The sequence below is a fragment of the Pseudomonas sp. P116 genome (assembly GCF_020149425.1).
Lineage (GTDB): Bacteria > Pseudomonadota > Gammaproteobacteria > Pseudomonadales > Pseudomonadaceae > Aquipseudomonas > Aquipseudomonas anatoliensis.
In genome coordinates this window covers 68,815-80,703 of the sequence record NZ_JACVHB010000009.1, presented here as the reverse complement: position 1 = coordinate 80,703, position 11,889 = coordinate 68,815, and the positions used below count along the sequence as shown (strand labels likewise).

At 56.7% G+C, this 11,889-nt stretch carries 15 protein-coding genes; 8 read left to right on the top strand and 7 right to left on the bottom strand.

Annotation, left to right across the window (positions count from 1 at the left end; genetic code table 11):
• Window positions 1-249: 249 nt before the first annotated feature.
• Complete coding sequence (locus ICA15_RS25520) at window positions 250-510, bottom strand: DUF6429 family protein (protein ID WP_210554963.1); 261 nt, start codon at window positions 508-510, stop codon at window positions 250-252.
• A gap of 104 nt (window positions 511-614) precedes the next feature.
• Window positions 615-902, bottom strand: coding sequence for a hypothetical protein (locus ICA15_RS25515; protein ID WP_210554962.1), 288 nt, complete (start codon window positions 900-902; stop codon window positions 615-617).
• 281 nt (window positions 903-1,183) lie between these two features.
• Here ICA15_RS25515 and ICA15_RS25510 point away from each other — a divergent pair, with 281 nt between their 5' ends.
• Entirely contained in the window at window positions 1,184-1,513 is a 330-nt protein-coding gene (locus ICA15_RS25510; RefSeq protein ID WP_210554961.1) for a hypothetical protein, read from the top strand.
• 13 nt (window positions 1,514-1,526) lie between these two features.
• Here ICA15_RS25510 and ICA15_RS25505 read toward each other — a convergent pair whose 3' ends face one another.
• Window positions 1,527-2,165: a hypothetical protein gene (locus ICA15_RS25505; protein WP_210554960.1), complete on the bottom strand. Its 639-nt coding sequence runs from the start codon at window positions 2,163-2,165 to the stop codon at window positions 1,527-1,529.
• An 86-nt stretch (window positions 2,166-2,251) separates the two neighbouring features.
• Window positions 2,252-3,001: a hypothetical protein gene (locus ICA15_RS25500; protein WP_210554959.1), complete on the bottom strand. Its 750-nt coding sequence runs from the start codon at window positions 2,999-3,001 to the stop codon at window positions 2,252-2,254.
• A 121-nt stretch (window positions 3,002-3,122) separates the two neighbouring features.
• Here ICA15_RS25500 and ICA15_RS25495 point away from each other — a divergent pair, with 121 nt between their 5' ends.
• The 5 genes from ICA15_RS25495 (at window position 3,123) to ICA15_RS25475 (ending at window position 7,063) form a co-directional block, all read left to right on the top strand.
• On the top strand, window positions 3,123-3,497 hold the full coding sequence (locus tag ICA15_RS25495; RefSeq protein ID WP_150616416.1) for a hypothetical protein: 375 nt from the start codon (window positions 3,123-3,125) through the stop codon (window positions 3,495-3,497).
• Window positions 3,498-3,606: 109 nt separating this feature from the next.
• Entirely contained in the window at window positions 3,607-4,335 is a 729-nt protein-coding gene (locus tag ICA15_RS25490) for a hypothetical protein (protein ID WP_210554958.1), read from the top strand.
• Between the two features lie 71 nt (window positions 4,336-4,406).
• Window positions 4,407-6,326 (top strand): alkaline phosphatase D family protein, encoded by a 1,920-nt coding sequence (locus ICA15_RS25485; protein ID WP_210554957.1) that lies wholly within the window; start codon window positions 4,407-4,409, stop codon window positions 6,324-6,326.
• A gap of 231 nt (window positions 6,327-6,557) precedes the next feature.
• The gene (locus ICA15_RS25480; protein ID WP_150604324.1) at window positions 6,558-6,812 is read left to right on the top strand and encodes a type II toxin-antitoxin system prevent-host-death family antitoxin; all 255 of its coding nucleotides are present in this window, start codon (window positions 6,558-6,560) and stop codon (window positions 6,810-6,812) included.
• Window positions 6,809-7,063: a Txe/YoeB family addiction module toxin gene (locus ICA15_RS25475; RefSeq protein ID WP_150604325.1), complete on the top strand. Its 255-nt coding sequence runs from the start codon at window positions 6,809-6,811 to the stop codon at window positions 7,061-7,063. Before ICA15_RS25480 ends, ICA15_RS25475 begins: the two co-directional genes overlap by 4 nt.
• Here ICA15_RS25475 and ICA15_RS25470 read toward each other — a convergent pair.
• Window positions 7,060-8,244 carry an aspartate aminotransferase family protein gene (locus ICA15_RS25470; RefSeq protein ID WP_210554956.1) on the bottom strand — a complete coding sequence of 395 codons (1,185 nt, stop codon included), beginning with the start codon at window positions 8,242-8,244 and terminating at the stop codon, window positions 7,060-7,062. The genes ICA15_RS25475 and ICA15_RS25470 overlap by 4 nt on opposite strands.
• 102 nt (window positions 8,245-8,346) lie before the next feature.
• Here ICA15_RS25470 and ICA15_RS25465 point away from each other — a divergent pair, with 102 nt between their 5' ends.
• Both ICA15_RS25465 and ICA15_RS25460 read left to right on the top strand, forming a co-directional pair.
• Window positions 8,347-9,252, top strand: coding sequence for a LysR family transcriptional regulator (locus ICA15_RS25465; protein WP_210554955.1), 906 nt, complete (start codon window positions 8,347-8,349; stop codon window positions 9,250-9,252).
• A gap of 140 nt (window positions 9,253-9,392) precedes the next feature.
• Window positions 9,393-10,097, top strand: coding sequence for a hypothetical protein (locus ICA15_RS25460; protein WP_150616331.1), 705 nt, complete (start codon window positions 9,393-9,395; stop codon window positions 10,095-10,097).
• A 70-nt stretch (window positions 10,098-10,167) separates the two neighbouring features.
• On the opposite strand, the gene ICA15_RS25455 is transcribed toward ICA15_RS25460, so the two are convergent.
• Together ICA15_RS25455 and cyoE are read right to left on the bottom strand one after the other, a co-directional pair.
• On the bottom strand, window positions 10,168-10,659 hold the full coding sequence (locus ICA15_RS25455) for a RidA family protein (protein ID WP_095191598.1): 492 nt from the start codon (window positions 10,657-10,659) through the stop codon (window positions 10,168-10,170).
• A gap of 333 nt (window positions 10,660-10,992) precedes the next feature.
• Window positions 10,993-11,880 (bottom strand): heme o synthase, encoded by an 888-nt coding sequence (cyoE, locus tag ICA15_RS25450; protein ID WP_150604331.1) that lies wholly within the window; start codon window positions 11,878-11,880, stop codon window positions 10,993-10,995.
• Window positions 11,881-11,889 lie beyond the last annotated feature (9 nt).

Below are 11,889 nucleotides of genomic sequence, written 5' to 3'. Positions count from 1 at the left end.
GGAGCGATTCCTGCATCTGGCAAGATAGACCAAAATCCTACTAGCACTCACCACCGTGTATCCCTCTGTGTATCCCAGACTGTATAATCTGGCTGCAAGCCTTGAATTATATGAGTCCCTACAGTCTCCCTCGGGCACCAAAATTAAGAAAGGTCTTGCTTAGCCAAGGCCTTTTTTTCGTCTGTAGAAAACTGGTTGCCCTCGGCTAGATGATTTTCAGATGCATCCAGCCGCAGAAGCCGCATGAGATCAGGTCTCAGGGCTGGAAGCGGGCTCAGCTTGTGCACTCCCCCCAAACAACCGCTCAGCTATCTTCCGACCTCGCTGCATGCCTTCATCTGTCAACCAGATCGACTTGTTCTTGTTCACCGGATTACTGATGAAACCCTGCTCATGCAATCGGTTCATGATCTCGAAGTCGAAGCCTTTCCAGGCATTGCCGTCATCTGAACTTAAGGCTGCCAACAGGGCGAGCACGGCATCCTCCATCAGCTTGTCGTCGTATTCCATGGTCGTCACTCCGCTTGCGTTCAACATTTAACGTCGAGTTTGTGGGGGCACAACTCCGATTTCCATTCGACCGGGCCTGTACCCGTAACCCTTATCGAACGGGGCTATTTAATTCTGCATCTCTCAACATCATCCTGCGTTCTCAGCGCTGTATCGAGCCCCAGTCGATACCGACAGTAATCGATGATCATTTTCCGCTCCTCGTCCGTAAGCCGTTCCACTTGCCTGATCTTCCCGTCGTTGGCGTGGATGTTGTAGAACCTCATCTGCCACGTCGGATGCTTTTTGATAAACAGGATGGTTTCAATGTCACCGTCTTCAAGGGCTTGGTAGTAGCCGCTGTAGAGCATAGCCCCCATCACGAGCGCCGCCCCGACCAGTAACTTTTTCATCCTTGCGGTGCCGATGGTCGCAACTGCTGCGTTTTGGATTCGGTTATTTGTGCCATGCATGACTCCCTGTCAGCGGTTTTAGCAATGGAGAATTTATCAGAACTGCTTTGAATGCAGCGTCACCACTCTCGAGTCCTGACTGTACCGAAAGGGGCGGTATCGTTGTTGATCACTCCCCCGAATGCAGTCGGATACGTATAATCGCGCCCGTCCCCGGTGCAGCGTTGGCTGCCCCCAGAACCCTCATCTCTTGTTACGAAGGACATCGCAAAAGGCATCCCATGGAAACGTCACTGGAAACAGTCGCCCTCTTCTCCCTCAAGCTCGCTTACGAGGAAGAAGGCCTGAGCCCGATTTTGCGGGACGACATGGTCATGGGTGATTACCAGAAGGATATTTTCGAGTTGCTGGTGCGGCGGGGTGATGTCGAGACCATTCAGTTGAAGATGAACGAGTGTCTTGGTCTGGCGATGGACGCCTTGGGCGGTGTCGAGAAACCGTTGGGGCGTGAGCTGCACAAGTTGTCTGCCGACTTCCGTCAGGCGCAATCGCTGGAGCAGCTTGATCAGCCGCTCCTTGCACTCAAGGGTTACTTGAAAGACATTCTTTGAGATTCAAGCGTCATCAGGCGCGGGAAGAACTGGCTTTGGGACCTTCATGAGTCCAATAAAGGTTATAGGCGAGAAATATTGCAAGCAAAAGCAGCATGACGGCAATTGCAAACATCCCGTAAAACGCTGTGTCATTTTTAGTTAACGAACTTTTGGGTACCTCTGTGAGTGGCGACAACTCAACCGCTCCTTCGGAATGGACTGAAGATATTTTGTCCAGCGCCTTCTCCGCCGAATCATTCAGCCACGCCCTGATATAGACCGATTCTCCAGGGGCGAGCTTCTCAATGATCACGTTAGCTCCATCCCGGACTTCATAGGCCTTGGATCTTTCGGGTTCGACGGTGATCAGTCGGGCTGTCGGGAAGGTCACTCGGATGTCAGCCGCCGATTTATCGCCCTCATTATGCAACCCGGCGTAAGCAATGGAATTTATTCCGGAGTACTTGACGACGTCTGAGTAACTGGCTTCCAACAACTTTCTGTCACTGCTCTCATCGAAAACAGATGTCAATGAAGGGGGAAAATTGAAATCCGAGACACTGTACGCCAATGACACTTCTGCCTTTGGCACTTTATAAGTAGCGTACCCTTGGTACAACCCGGACAAAACAGCAGCACCCGCGATTATGTTCCATATGATCTTTAACATCGACGCTCCAAAAACTCATTACATTTATCTTTTTACAGGAGTTCTAAAGTAGCAACTCCTGGAAAACAGTTGCCCAGCCACACTAGCTAACGCAGTAACTTCAGCACCCGAATGTCTGTCGGGAAGCCATCCGCGCCTGCAAGCTTCTTCCACCCCACATACTGAAACTCGCCTTTCTCATCAATGTAGTCACCCTTCTCCACCGCTCGACCGCCCACCACCGCCACGCGCTTTACCTCTCCACACCCACCATCCGACGGCCGAACGGTGTAGATCACATACGGATTCACATATTGCGTGGCGCGGAAGTACTGGCCACAGACTTCGTCGACGGTGATCAGCATGGTTTTCAGGCGTGCTTCGCCTTCGGTGTCTTCGTGCAGTTTCAGGAAGGAGATATCGCCGACGTCGCTGAAGCCGAGGGAGCGGGCGCGTTGGTATTCGGGGGAGTTCTGGTGGGCGATTCTGCCTTCCTGTACGCCACGCTCCATTTTGGCGGCGAACTCGGCTTTGCCTTGGGCAATCGTCGCTTCGGCCTGGGCGGCGACGTTTTCGCATTGCGCGAATTCGCGGGAGCCGAGGTTTTGCGGGGCCAGGTTCGAGCGGCGTTGAGCCATGGACCGCAGGCTGCCTTCCAGATCAAACATCACCTCAAAAGCACCCGGAACCCGACCGCTCTGGACGTCGGCCATTTTTTCCTGCATACGCTGGCAATTGGCGAAGTAATAGTCCCAACTGTTTTGCGGATTTTCTTGCACTGCGGCGATGGCCGGGCTCATGCCGGCGGCGAAGGAAAGTCCGCAGAGCAAGCGTAAGGCTGACGTGATAGTCGACATGTGTAGTCCATTACGGGAATCAAGTGAGTGGCGCGACGCTACTATTTTGCTATCTTGCCGTCCACTGTCGGTGAGGGTGCCAACAGCCTCAACCAGTGTCGATTTAAAAGGGAAGAATACGATGGATTGGGCGGTTTTCTTTTTGGCTTGGGCGGCAATGTGGGTGTGGGTCGTCCGGCATCGGGGGGCGTGGAATCTGATAGTCGCCAATGCGTTGGGCGCCGCCAGCGGCATGATGGTGGGTCTGGTCTTCTCGGAGCTTTACATCGGACTGCTCGGATCAGCTCGCCCGCCCCGTCCAGAGGGCATGTGGACGGTGTTTGAATTCCTGACCATCGCCGCGGCTCTGGCGGGTGCATGGATGTGGGTGGCGCGCCGCTCAGGGATTGAACATCCGATCGCACGCCAACTTCTCGCAGGCGTTTGCGGCGTTGTGGCCGGCGTGACTGTATTGATGTTTTTCGCTCAAATAGTCCACCCCGGCCATTTGATGTAAATGTCCTCGTGGCACCAGACTTCTATTTTGATATCTTGCCGCCCATCGTCAGGGCTCATCATCGCGGTGCGCTGTTTTCAGGATTTTGAAGGTTTAAGGAAAGGATCAAATGGAGTTTCTGCGTTTTCTGGCGTTTGTCGCGGCCTGGGGTTTCATGTGGCGCTGGGTGGTGAAGAACCGTGGCAGCTGGAATATTTTCTACGGCAACATTGTTGGCGCGGCCGGTGGTTTTATTGTGGCCATGGTGGTGCTGTCGATCACCTTGTCGCTGTTTCCTTCTTCACATGATTACGAAACCGTGCAGACGCAGGAGGCCGAACCCACTTCGCTGTTGCCCGAAGCCGAATCAGTCACCCCTCCCGCCGCCCTGAAAGATGCGCCGGTGTTTGCCGCCATCGAACCGGATGACAAGCCTTCGCCCGCCGACTCTGCCTTGCTGCCGAACTACGCCAGCCGAGCGCCGAAGTCGATGGCGGTACAAACCGTGCTCGACCAGAGTGACGATCAGGGGCGCAAAGCCCTCGCGGCGTTGAGCAAAAAGTTTCGCAGTGACGCACAGGCCGACAAGTCGATGCTCGCGTATGTCATGTGCAGCCCGTACGTTACCGGCACATTGCGCTTCCCCGCCTCGGCTCGCTTTGCTGACAGCAAGACCCTCGTCAGCCATCGCTTCAAGGATCAGGTTTACACCTTCAGCAACACCGTCATCGCTCGCAACATGACCGGCGACGATATCACTTACCGTTTCGATTGCTCCTTGCAAGAGCTGCCGAGGGTTGACGCGACACCGCCCGAATGGCGTCTGCTCGGTTTGAAACTGCAAAAAGCCGACTCTTAAGCCTCGCTTAAGCGTTCAAGGCGCCGGCTGCGCTATCATCGCCGGCCGTGCGCCTTGAGTCTTGTCCCCGGATGTCCCCAACACTTGATGAACTGACCCCGCTGCCACCGGTTTTGGCCGGCCCGTTGTTGCGACGGCTGGAGCCCAAGCGACTGGTGCTGTGGCTGGTTGGCACGCGCCAACTGTCGCTGACTTTGCGCGTGCAAGGTGTAGGAGACATTCCTCTCGATGCCGAGAAATGCACGGTCATTCCCGTAGGCACTCGCGCATTCGTTCATCTCATTGATGTCAGCCTCGAAAACGCCCTGCCCCTCGACGAGTTTGTCGATTACGACGTGTTGATTGATGGCGACGCGTGCATCGCCGATTGGGCGCCGCATCTGTTGTATGGCGACGCCAAGTGCCCAAACTTCGTGGTGCGTTCGCGGATCGACCAGTTGCTCCACGGTTCTTGCCGCAAGCCGCATCATCCGGCGGTGGATGGTTTACTCTGCGTCGACCAACTGTTAGCCGCTGAAACCGACCCGCAACAGCGCCCAGCGCTGTTGATGATGAGCGGTGATCAGGTCTACGCCGATGACGTCGCAGGGCCCACGCTGCGAGCGATTCATGCGTTGATCGGACGCCTCGGCCTGTTCGACGAACACCTCGAAGGCGCCGTGGTCAGCGACAGCGCCAAGCTCTACGACCATCCGGCGAGCTACTACCATCGTGCAGATTTGTTACCCGCGCTTGAGAGCAACGAGACATTGCGCGAGCGATTTTTCGGCGGTGCGCGTAAGCCGATTTTCACCAGCAGCAGCGCCGACAATCATCTGGTGACGTTTGCCGAAGTCATGGCGATGTACTTGCTGGTGTGGTCGCCGGTGGCATGGGCGTTGATCAATCCGACAGCGCCAACGCTGACGCCCGAGCGCCTCAAGCGCTACAACCTCGAACAGACGCGTATCGACGCCTTCAAGGCCGGTTTGGACAACGTCGCCCGGGCGCTGGCGCATCTGCCGAGCCTGATGATTTTTGACGATCACGACATTACCGATGACTGGAATCTGTCCGCGCAATGGGAGGAAACGGCCTACGGCCATCCGTTCTCCAAACGCATCATCGGCAATGCGTTGATCGCCTACATGTTGTGCCAGGGCTGGGGCAATAACCCGGACGCCTTCAAGGATGTGCTGGTGAAGACTCGTCGTCTGATTGCCAGCGGCGATGACCATTACCTCGACAGCCCGGTGCAGGATGATCTGATTGATGAGTTGCTGCGCTTTCAGCACTGGCATTTCGTGCTGCCCACCAGCCCGGCGCTTGTAGTCATCGACACCCGGACCCGACGCTGGCGCAGCGAAATGGCGCTCAAGCAACCATCAGGACTGCTCGACTGGGAAGCGTTGAGCGAACTGCAGCAGGAGTTGCTCGATCACCCGTCGGCGATCATCGTTTCACCCGCGCCGATCTTCGGTGTGAAGCTGATTGAAACCGTGCAAAAGATCTTTAGCTGGTGCGGTTTTCCACTGCTGGTCGATGCCGAAAACTGGATGGCCCACCGGGGCGCCGCGCAGGTGATCCTGAACATTTTCCGACACTCGCGCACGCCGGGAAACTACGTGGTGCTGTCCGGCGATGTGCATTATTCCTTCGTCTACGAAGTACTTATCCGACACCGCAAGGCCGGCCCGCGAATCTGGCAGATCACCAGCAGCGGCATCAAGAACGAGTTCCCGCCTACGCTGCTGGAGTGGTTTGATCGCCTCAACCGCTGGCTCTACTCACCCCGCTCACCGCTGAACTGGTTCACCAAACGCAGGCTTATGCGCATCGTGCCGTACACGCCAGAACATGCTGAAGCCGGCGAACGGTTATGGAATTCGGCGGGGATCGGTCAGGTGTTTTTCAATGAACAGGGACAGCCGCGAGAGATCATTCAGCACAACTCGAACGGCGCGGCGAAGACGCGGATGCTGGCGCCGGATTTGGCGGATTATCCGGACTGATCGCCTGTCCTTTTCCTACAGTGAGAATGTGAGATGACGACAGCTGGACGGTTTCTTGATGCATGGGACCGCAGATTAGGATTACAACCTTCTCAGAAACGTCTCCAGAGTTCTTGAGTGATACTAAACCTGCTCGCAGTCAGCCCGTCTGCGAAACAACCACTGGTAGGTATCGCCTTGTCATCATGTACTCATTTCTGTACGTTCTTTGCATACAGCGAGGACTACTTCATGCAAACCATCAACTACACCACCGCCCGTGCGCACTTGGCCGAGACGATGGATCGCGTCAACGAAGATCGAGCCCCTCTTCTTGTTACCCGGCAAAAAGGTGAGCCCGTTGTAATGATGTCGCTGGCTGAGTACAACGCACTCGAGGAAACAGCCTACCTGCTGCGCTCCCCCGCCAACGCCGAGCGGCTAATCAAATCGATTGGCGAAGAGCGCGCCGGTAAAGCCCAAGTAAGGCAATTGATCGAAGAATGAAAATCGAGTTCACGCCAACAGGCTGGGAAGACTATTTATGGTTTCAGCAGAACGACAAGGCCGGGCTCAAACGCATCAACCTGTTGATCAAAGCAATTCAGCGCCAGCCCTTTGAAGGTGTGGGTAAGCCTGAGCCGCTCAAGCACAACATGAGCGGCTTATGGTCTCGACGGATTACTGCCGAGCATCGCTTGGTGTACAAGATCGACAATGGTGAAGTCTGCGTCTTCACGTGCAGATATCACTACTAACCAGCCGCAAAGCTATTACCCAACGTCCGCCCAACGCCACGAACAATCATCCCCACCTCCCGCTCATCAATCGTCAGCGGCGGCAGCAGCCGTATCGTCTTGCCGCGCGTGACGTTGATCAGCAGCCCATGATCCCGCGCTGCGATCAGTGTCAGATCCCGAATCGGCTGTTTCAGCTCGATGCCGATCATCAATCCCTGCCCACGAATCGCCAGCACATTGGGGTTGTCCGCCAGTTCTGCGCGTAACCGCGTCAACAGGCGCTCACCCTGCACTTGGGCGTTCTCCAGCAGGCCTTGTTCTTCGATGATATCCAGCACAGTACAGCCAACCCGACAGGCCAATGGGTTTCCGCCAAACGTGCTGCCATGACTGCCGGGCGTAAACAGATCCGCCGCCCTGCCGCGTGCCAGACACGCACCGATCGGCACGCCATTGCCGAGTCCTTTGGCCAACGTCATGACGTCCGGGACGATGCCTTCGTGCTGGAACGCAAACCACTGGCCAGTGCGGCCGATGCCGGTCTGGATCTCGTCAAGCATCAGCAACCAGGCACGCCGATTACAGATGTCGCGCAGGGCTTTCAGGTAACCGGGCGGCGCCAGTTGCACGCCGCCTTCGCCCTGAATCGGCTCGACCAGAATCGCCACGATCCGCTCGCCGTGCTTGCGCTGAACCTGTTCCAGCGCGGCGAGATCACCGAACGGCACTTTGACGAAATCACCCGGCAGTTCACTGAAGCTCGAACGCACCGCCGGCCCGTCGCTGGCAGACAGCGTGCCGAGGGTGCGGCCATGAAACGCGTTGGCCATCACCACCACCAGCGGTTGCTCGATGCCTTTGCGCCAGCCGTAGAGCCGTGCCAGTTTCAGTGCAGTTTCATTGGCCTCGGCCCCGGAATTGTTGAAGAACGCCCGCTCCATCCCCGACAGTTCGGTCAACCGTTTTGCCAATTGCTGCTGCCAATCGATGCTGTACAGATTTGATGTGTGTAGCAGCAGTCCGGCCTGCTCGCTAATCGCCGATACGATCCGTGGGTGCGAGTGGCCGACGTTGGTCACGGCGACACCAGCGACCGCATCCAGATATTCGCGGCCAGCCTGATCCCACAGACGTGTGCCCAGCCCCTTGGTGAAGCTCAGGGCCAGCGGTTGGTAAGTGTTCATCAGGGCGGCGGTCATGACTTCAAACTCCAGTGAAGGTCGGTGTGTTTGCAGTATGGTTAGCCACCAGAACTGGATAAACTCGGTATAACTTCAATCATTTAGAAGCTGAGCTTGATAATGGATTTGTTCCAGTCGATGAACGTCTACGTCAAAGTCGTTGAAGCCGGAAGCATGACGGCGGCCGCGTTGCAGTGCGATATGTCGACGACGATGGTAGGAAATCATCTGCGCGCGCTGGAGCAACGGCTCGGTGTGCAATTGCTGCAACGCACCACCCGGCGGCAACGGCTTACCGAATTCGGCAGCGTTTACTACCAGCGTTGTCTGGATGTATTGGGGCTCGTGGCGGACTCCGAACGCCTCGCCGAACAGGCGCTCGATGAGCCGCGCGGCATCCTGCGCATTACCGCGCCGCTGACCTTCGGCGTTGAACGGCTGGCCCCGGCACTGAGTGAATATTCGCTGCAATGGCCGAAGGTCAAACTCGACGTGGTGCTGACCAACAGCCGTCCGGATCTGCTGGAAAGCGGCCTCGACGTTGCCTTTCGACTGGGCCACTTCGAGCAGTCCAACCTGATTGCCCGGCCGCTGATCGATTACACCCTGACCGTATGCGCATCGCCGGAATATGTCGCACGACGCGGCATGCCGCTTACGCCGCAAGAATTGCAGCAGCACGACTGCCTGGCCTTCGCCTACCCCACTGGCGATGACTGGCAATCGGTAGAGAAACGCTGGCGCCTAAGCGGCCCGGAAGGGGAAATCATGGTCGACGTCAGCGGCTCAATGCTGATCAACAGCTCCGCCGGTTTACATCAGGCCGCACGCACCGGCATGGGCATCGTGATGCTGCCCGATGCACTGGTGGAACAGGATCTGCGCGACGGCAGACTGGTGACGGTCATCCCTGAATACCAGCCGCCAAGCCGCCCATTGCACCTGCTTTACGCCCCGGATCGGTATCGATTGCCCAAGCTTCGGCGCTTTGTCGAGTTTGCGATGAGGGCTTGGGGTAGAGCCTGATTAAGCGATGAGCGAAGGAAAAAACTCGACCGCCAGCCCGTTGCTCCGTGACAACGTCGCCCCGCTCCCCTAAATTAGTCGACCTGAAAAAGCCCCGTGCTTGCTCATCTCCACTCAAGTTAAAAAGTAGTGAAATTTCAATGTCCGATTTCAACACCGCTGAATCCGTAGTCACCGAATCGTCCAAAGCGGAATACGAAAACTCCATCAATCTTTCACAACACCTGCCACAAGCCAAAATCATCAGCGAGATGGTGCTGGACGCGTTCCAGTCGAGCCGCGAGAGCGACCAGATCCGTGAACTGCGCACGGCGATCCGTGAAGCTCACGACCGCTTCGATGACGACAAGGCCTACGAACTGATGGGCGAACTCAAGAGCCTCAAGGATGCCGAGGCTGCCGACATCGCCGCCCTCGAAGACCTGAGCAGCAAGTTCTCGATCGGCCGCATCCTCTCCAGCTTCAAGGACGATCCGGCTTTCCAGGAAATCGTTTACGGCCTGGCGCTCAAAGTGCTGAATCAGACCCATCAGGCGATCAGCAACCCGAGCGGCGGCAAGAGCAAAGCGGCACGTGCGAAGAAAGAAGTCGAAATCTTCACCATCAGCAAGGATGGCAGCAGCGTAACCCTGCCATTGCGCACGCCACGCTCGCGTCTGAATGTTGACCGTGAAGCGCTGGAGTTCCTTGGTTTCACCTTCGTCGGTGAAGGTGAGGAAGCCGAAGTCGATGGCGAAACCTTCGTCGACAATGCCGGTACCGAACACGCCGTGAATCGCAAGAACATCATCACCGCCCTGCAACAGCAGACCGCGTTTGATGGCTTCAGCATCGCCGCGCAGTAATCTGGCCACGCTGACGGAAAAGCCCCGCGCTGAGTGATCAGGCGGGGCTTTTTGTTTTCCGGCGCGAGGATTATGCGCCCGAGTGCAACGCCACAATCATGTCGACTTCAATCGCCGCATTCTTCGGCAACTGATAGACACCCACCGTCGTGCGCGTGTGCCGGCCAGCATCGCCGAGCACATGGCTGAACACATCCGACGCGCCGTTGGCCACTTCACTCAGGTCAACAAAGTCTGGCGTGGACTTCACGTACACCGTGACCCGCAACAACGCGCGGATCTTGTCCAGCGAACCGACTGCATCGACGATCAGCGCCAGACAACGCATCGCGCTGATGCTCGCGGCGGCTTGCGCATCCTTGAGCGTCAACTCCAGGCCCACCCGACCGGGGTACTGAATCTTGCCGTGAGTGCGTGGCACCATGCCGCTGATGTACAGCTCATCGTGATGACGGATCAGCGGCGCGTAATTGCCACCGGCTGTGTTCTCACCGTAGATGTCGTAGTTCAGCTCTTGTGCCAGGGCAATGAAGCGTTCGTCGCAGGTCATCCTTTCAGTCATTTCGCCCAGCCTCGTTATCGGTGCATGAAAAACAGTTGAGCATCCGGGAAATGGCATGGCGCTATCACTGTCCTGGTTGGATCCGAATCTAGGGTTTTTACTCCGATACCGCAACTAAACCCTGTAGGAGCTGCGGCACGCTGCGATCTTTTGATTTTGATTGTAGTTTTAAAGATCAGAATCAAAAGATCGCAGCGTGCCGCAGCTCCTACAAAGGTATCGCGTGGAGGTGGTACCTGCTCGCGATTGATGGCGCCTCAATCACCGAAAGTCAGCCAACAAAAAACCCCGCACATCTCTCGATGGCGGGGTTTCTTGTACAACCTGTAAACCTTACGGCGCGTACGTCAGCAACAACTCGCTCGGCACCTTGAAGTCCAGGGACATCATGACGCTCAACGCAGTGATGGTGAAGATCGAGAACACGAACAGCTTGCGTGCCCAGACCGTGTCATCCACTGCCTTGTAACCGGTCCAGGCCATGTACAGCCAGTACATGCCCATCGCGGCGGCGACGGCGAGGTAGCTCATGCCGGCGTAGCCGCTGAAGGTCAGCATCAAGGTCGCCACGAGGAACGCCAGGATGTAGAGCAGGATGTGCTTCTTGGCCACTTGAATCCCGCGCTTCACTGGCAGCACCGGAATCGATGCGGCCAGGTAATCGTTGAAGCGGAAGATCGCGATGGCGTAGGAATGCGGCATCTGCCACAGGCTGAACATCACCAGCAGGACCAGCGCGGCCATGTCGAAGCTATTGGTTACAGCGACGTAACCGATCACTGGCGGCATGGCGCCCGACAGACTACCCACCAGCGTGCCGTGAACCGACTTGCGCTTGAGGTACAGGCTGTAGAAGCCGACGTAGATCACGAAGCCGATTACCGCGAACAGGGCGGCCAACGGATTGGCCACCTTGTACAACAATGCAACGCCGAGAACACCAAGGATGGTCGCGTAGATCAAGGCCAGTTTCAGGGAGATCAAGCCCTGGACCAGCACCCGGTTCTTGGTGCGTTCCATCTTCAGGTCGATGTCGCGGTCGATGCAGTTGTTGAACACGCAACCGGAGGCTACAACCAGGGAGGTGCCGATCATGGCTGCCAGAAACACCGCCAGATCGACATGCCCTTTCGAGGCCAGGAAGAACCCGCCTGCCACAGAAAGCACGTTACCGAAAATGATCCCCGGTTTGGTGATTTGGATAAAGTGCTTGAGCGACATCGGGTCTAC

Excerpts from the sequence above, each read along its gene's own strand:
- ICA15_RS25520 (WP_210554963.1), bottom strand. The coding sequence starts at position 510 with ATGGAATACGACGACAAGCTGATGGAGGATGCCGTGCTCGCCCTGTTG.
- ICA15_RS25515 (WP_210554962.1), bottom strand. The coding sequence starts at position 902 with ATGAAAAAGTTACTGGTCGGGGCGGCGCTCGTGATGGGGGCTATGCTC.
- ICA15_RS25510 (WP_210554961.1), top strand. The coding sequence starts at position 1,184 with ATGGAAACGTCACTGGAAACAGTCGCCCTCTTCTCCCTCAAGCTCGCT.
- ICA15_RS25505 (WP_210554960.1), bottom strand. The coding sequence starts at position 2,165 with ATGTTAAAGATCATATGGAACATAATCGCGGGTGCTGCTGTTTTGTCC.
- ICA15_RS25500 (WP_210554959.1), bottom strand. The coding sequence starts at position 3,001 with ATGTCGACTATCACGTCAGCCTTACGCTTGCTCTGCGGACTTTCCTTC.
- ICA15_RS25495 (WP_150616416.1), top strand. The coding sequence starts at position 3,123 with ATGGATTGGGCGGTTTTCTTTTTGGCTTGGGCGGCAATGTGGGTGTGG.
- ICA15_RS25490 (WP_210554958.1), top strand. The coding sequence starts at position 3,607 with ATGGAGTTTCTGCGTTTTCTGGCGTTTGTCGCGGCCTGGGGTTTCATG.
- ICA15_RS25485 (WP_210554957.1), top strand. The coding sequence starts at position 4,407 with ATGTCCCCAACACTTGATGAACTGACCCCGCTGCCACCGGTTTTGGCC.
- ICA15_RS25480 (WP_150604324.1), top strand. The coding sequence starts at position 6,558 with ATGCAAACCATCAACTACACCACCGCCCGTGCGCACTTGGCCGAGACG.
- ICA15_RS25475 (WP_150604325.1), top strand. The coding sequence starts at position 6,809 with ATGAAAATCGAGTTCACGCCAACAGGCTGGGAAGACTATTTATGGTTT.
- ICA15_RS25470 (WP_210554956.1), bottom strand. The coding sequence starts at position 8,244 with ATGACCGCCGCCCTGATGAACACTTACCAACCGCTGGCCCTGAGCTTC.
- ICA15_RS25465 (WP_210554955.1), top strand. The coding sequence starts at position 8,347 with ATGGATTTGTTCCAGTCGATGAACGTCTACGTCAAAGTCGTTGAAGCC.
- ICA15_RS25460 (WP_150616331.1), top strand. The coding sequence starts at position 9,393 with ATGTCCGATTTCAACACCGCTGAATCCGTAGTCACCGAATCGTCCAAA.
- ICA15_RS25455 (WP_095191598.1), bottom strand. The coding sequence starts at position 10,659 with ATGACTGAAAGGATGACCTGCGACGAACGCTTCATTGCCCTGGCACAA.
- cyoE (WP_150604331.1), bottom strand. The coding sequence starts at position 11,880 with ATGTCGCTCAAGCACTTTATCCAAATCACCAAACCGGGGATCATTTTC.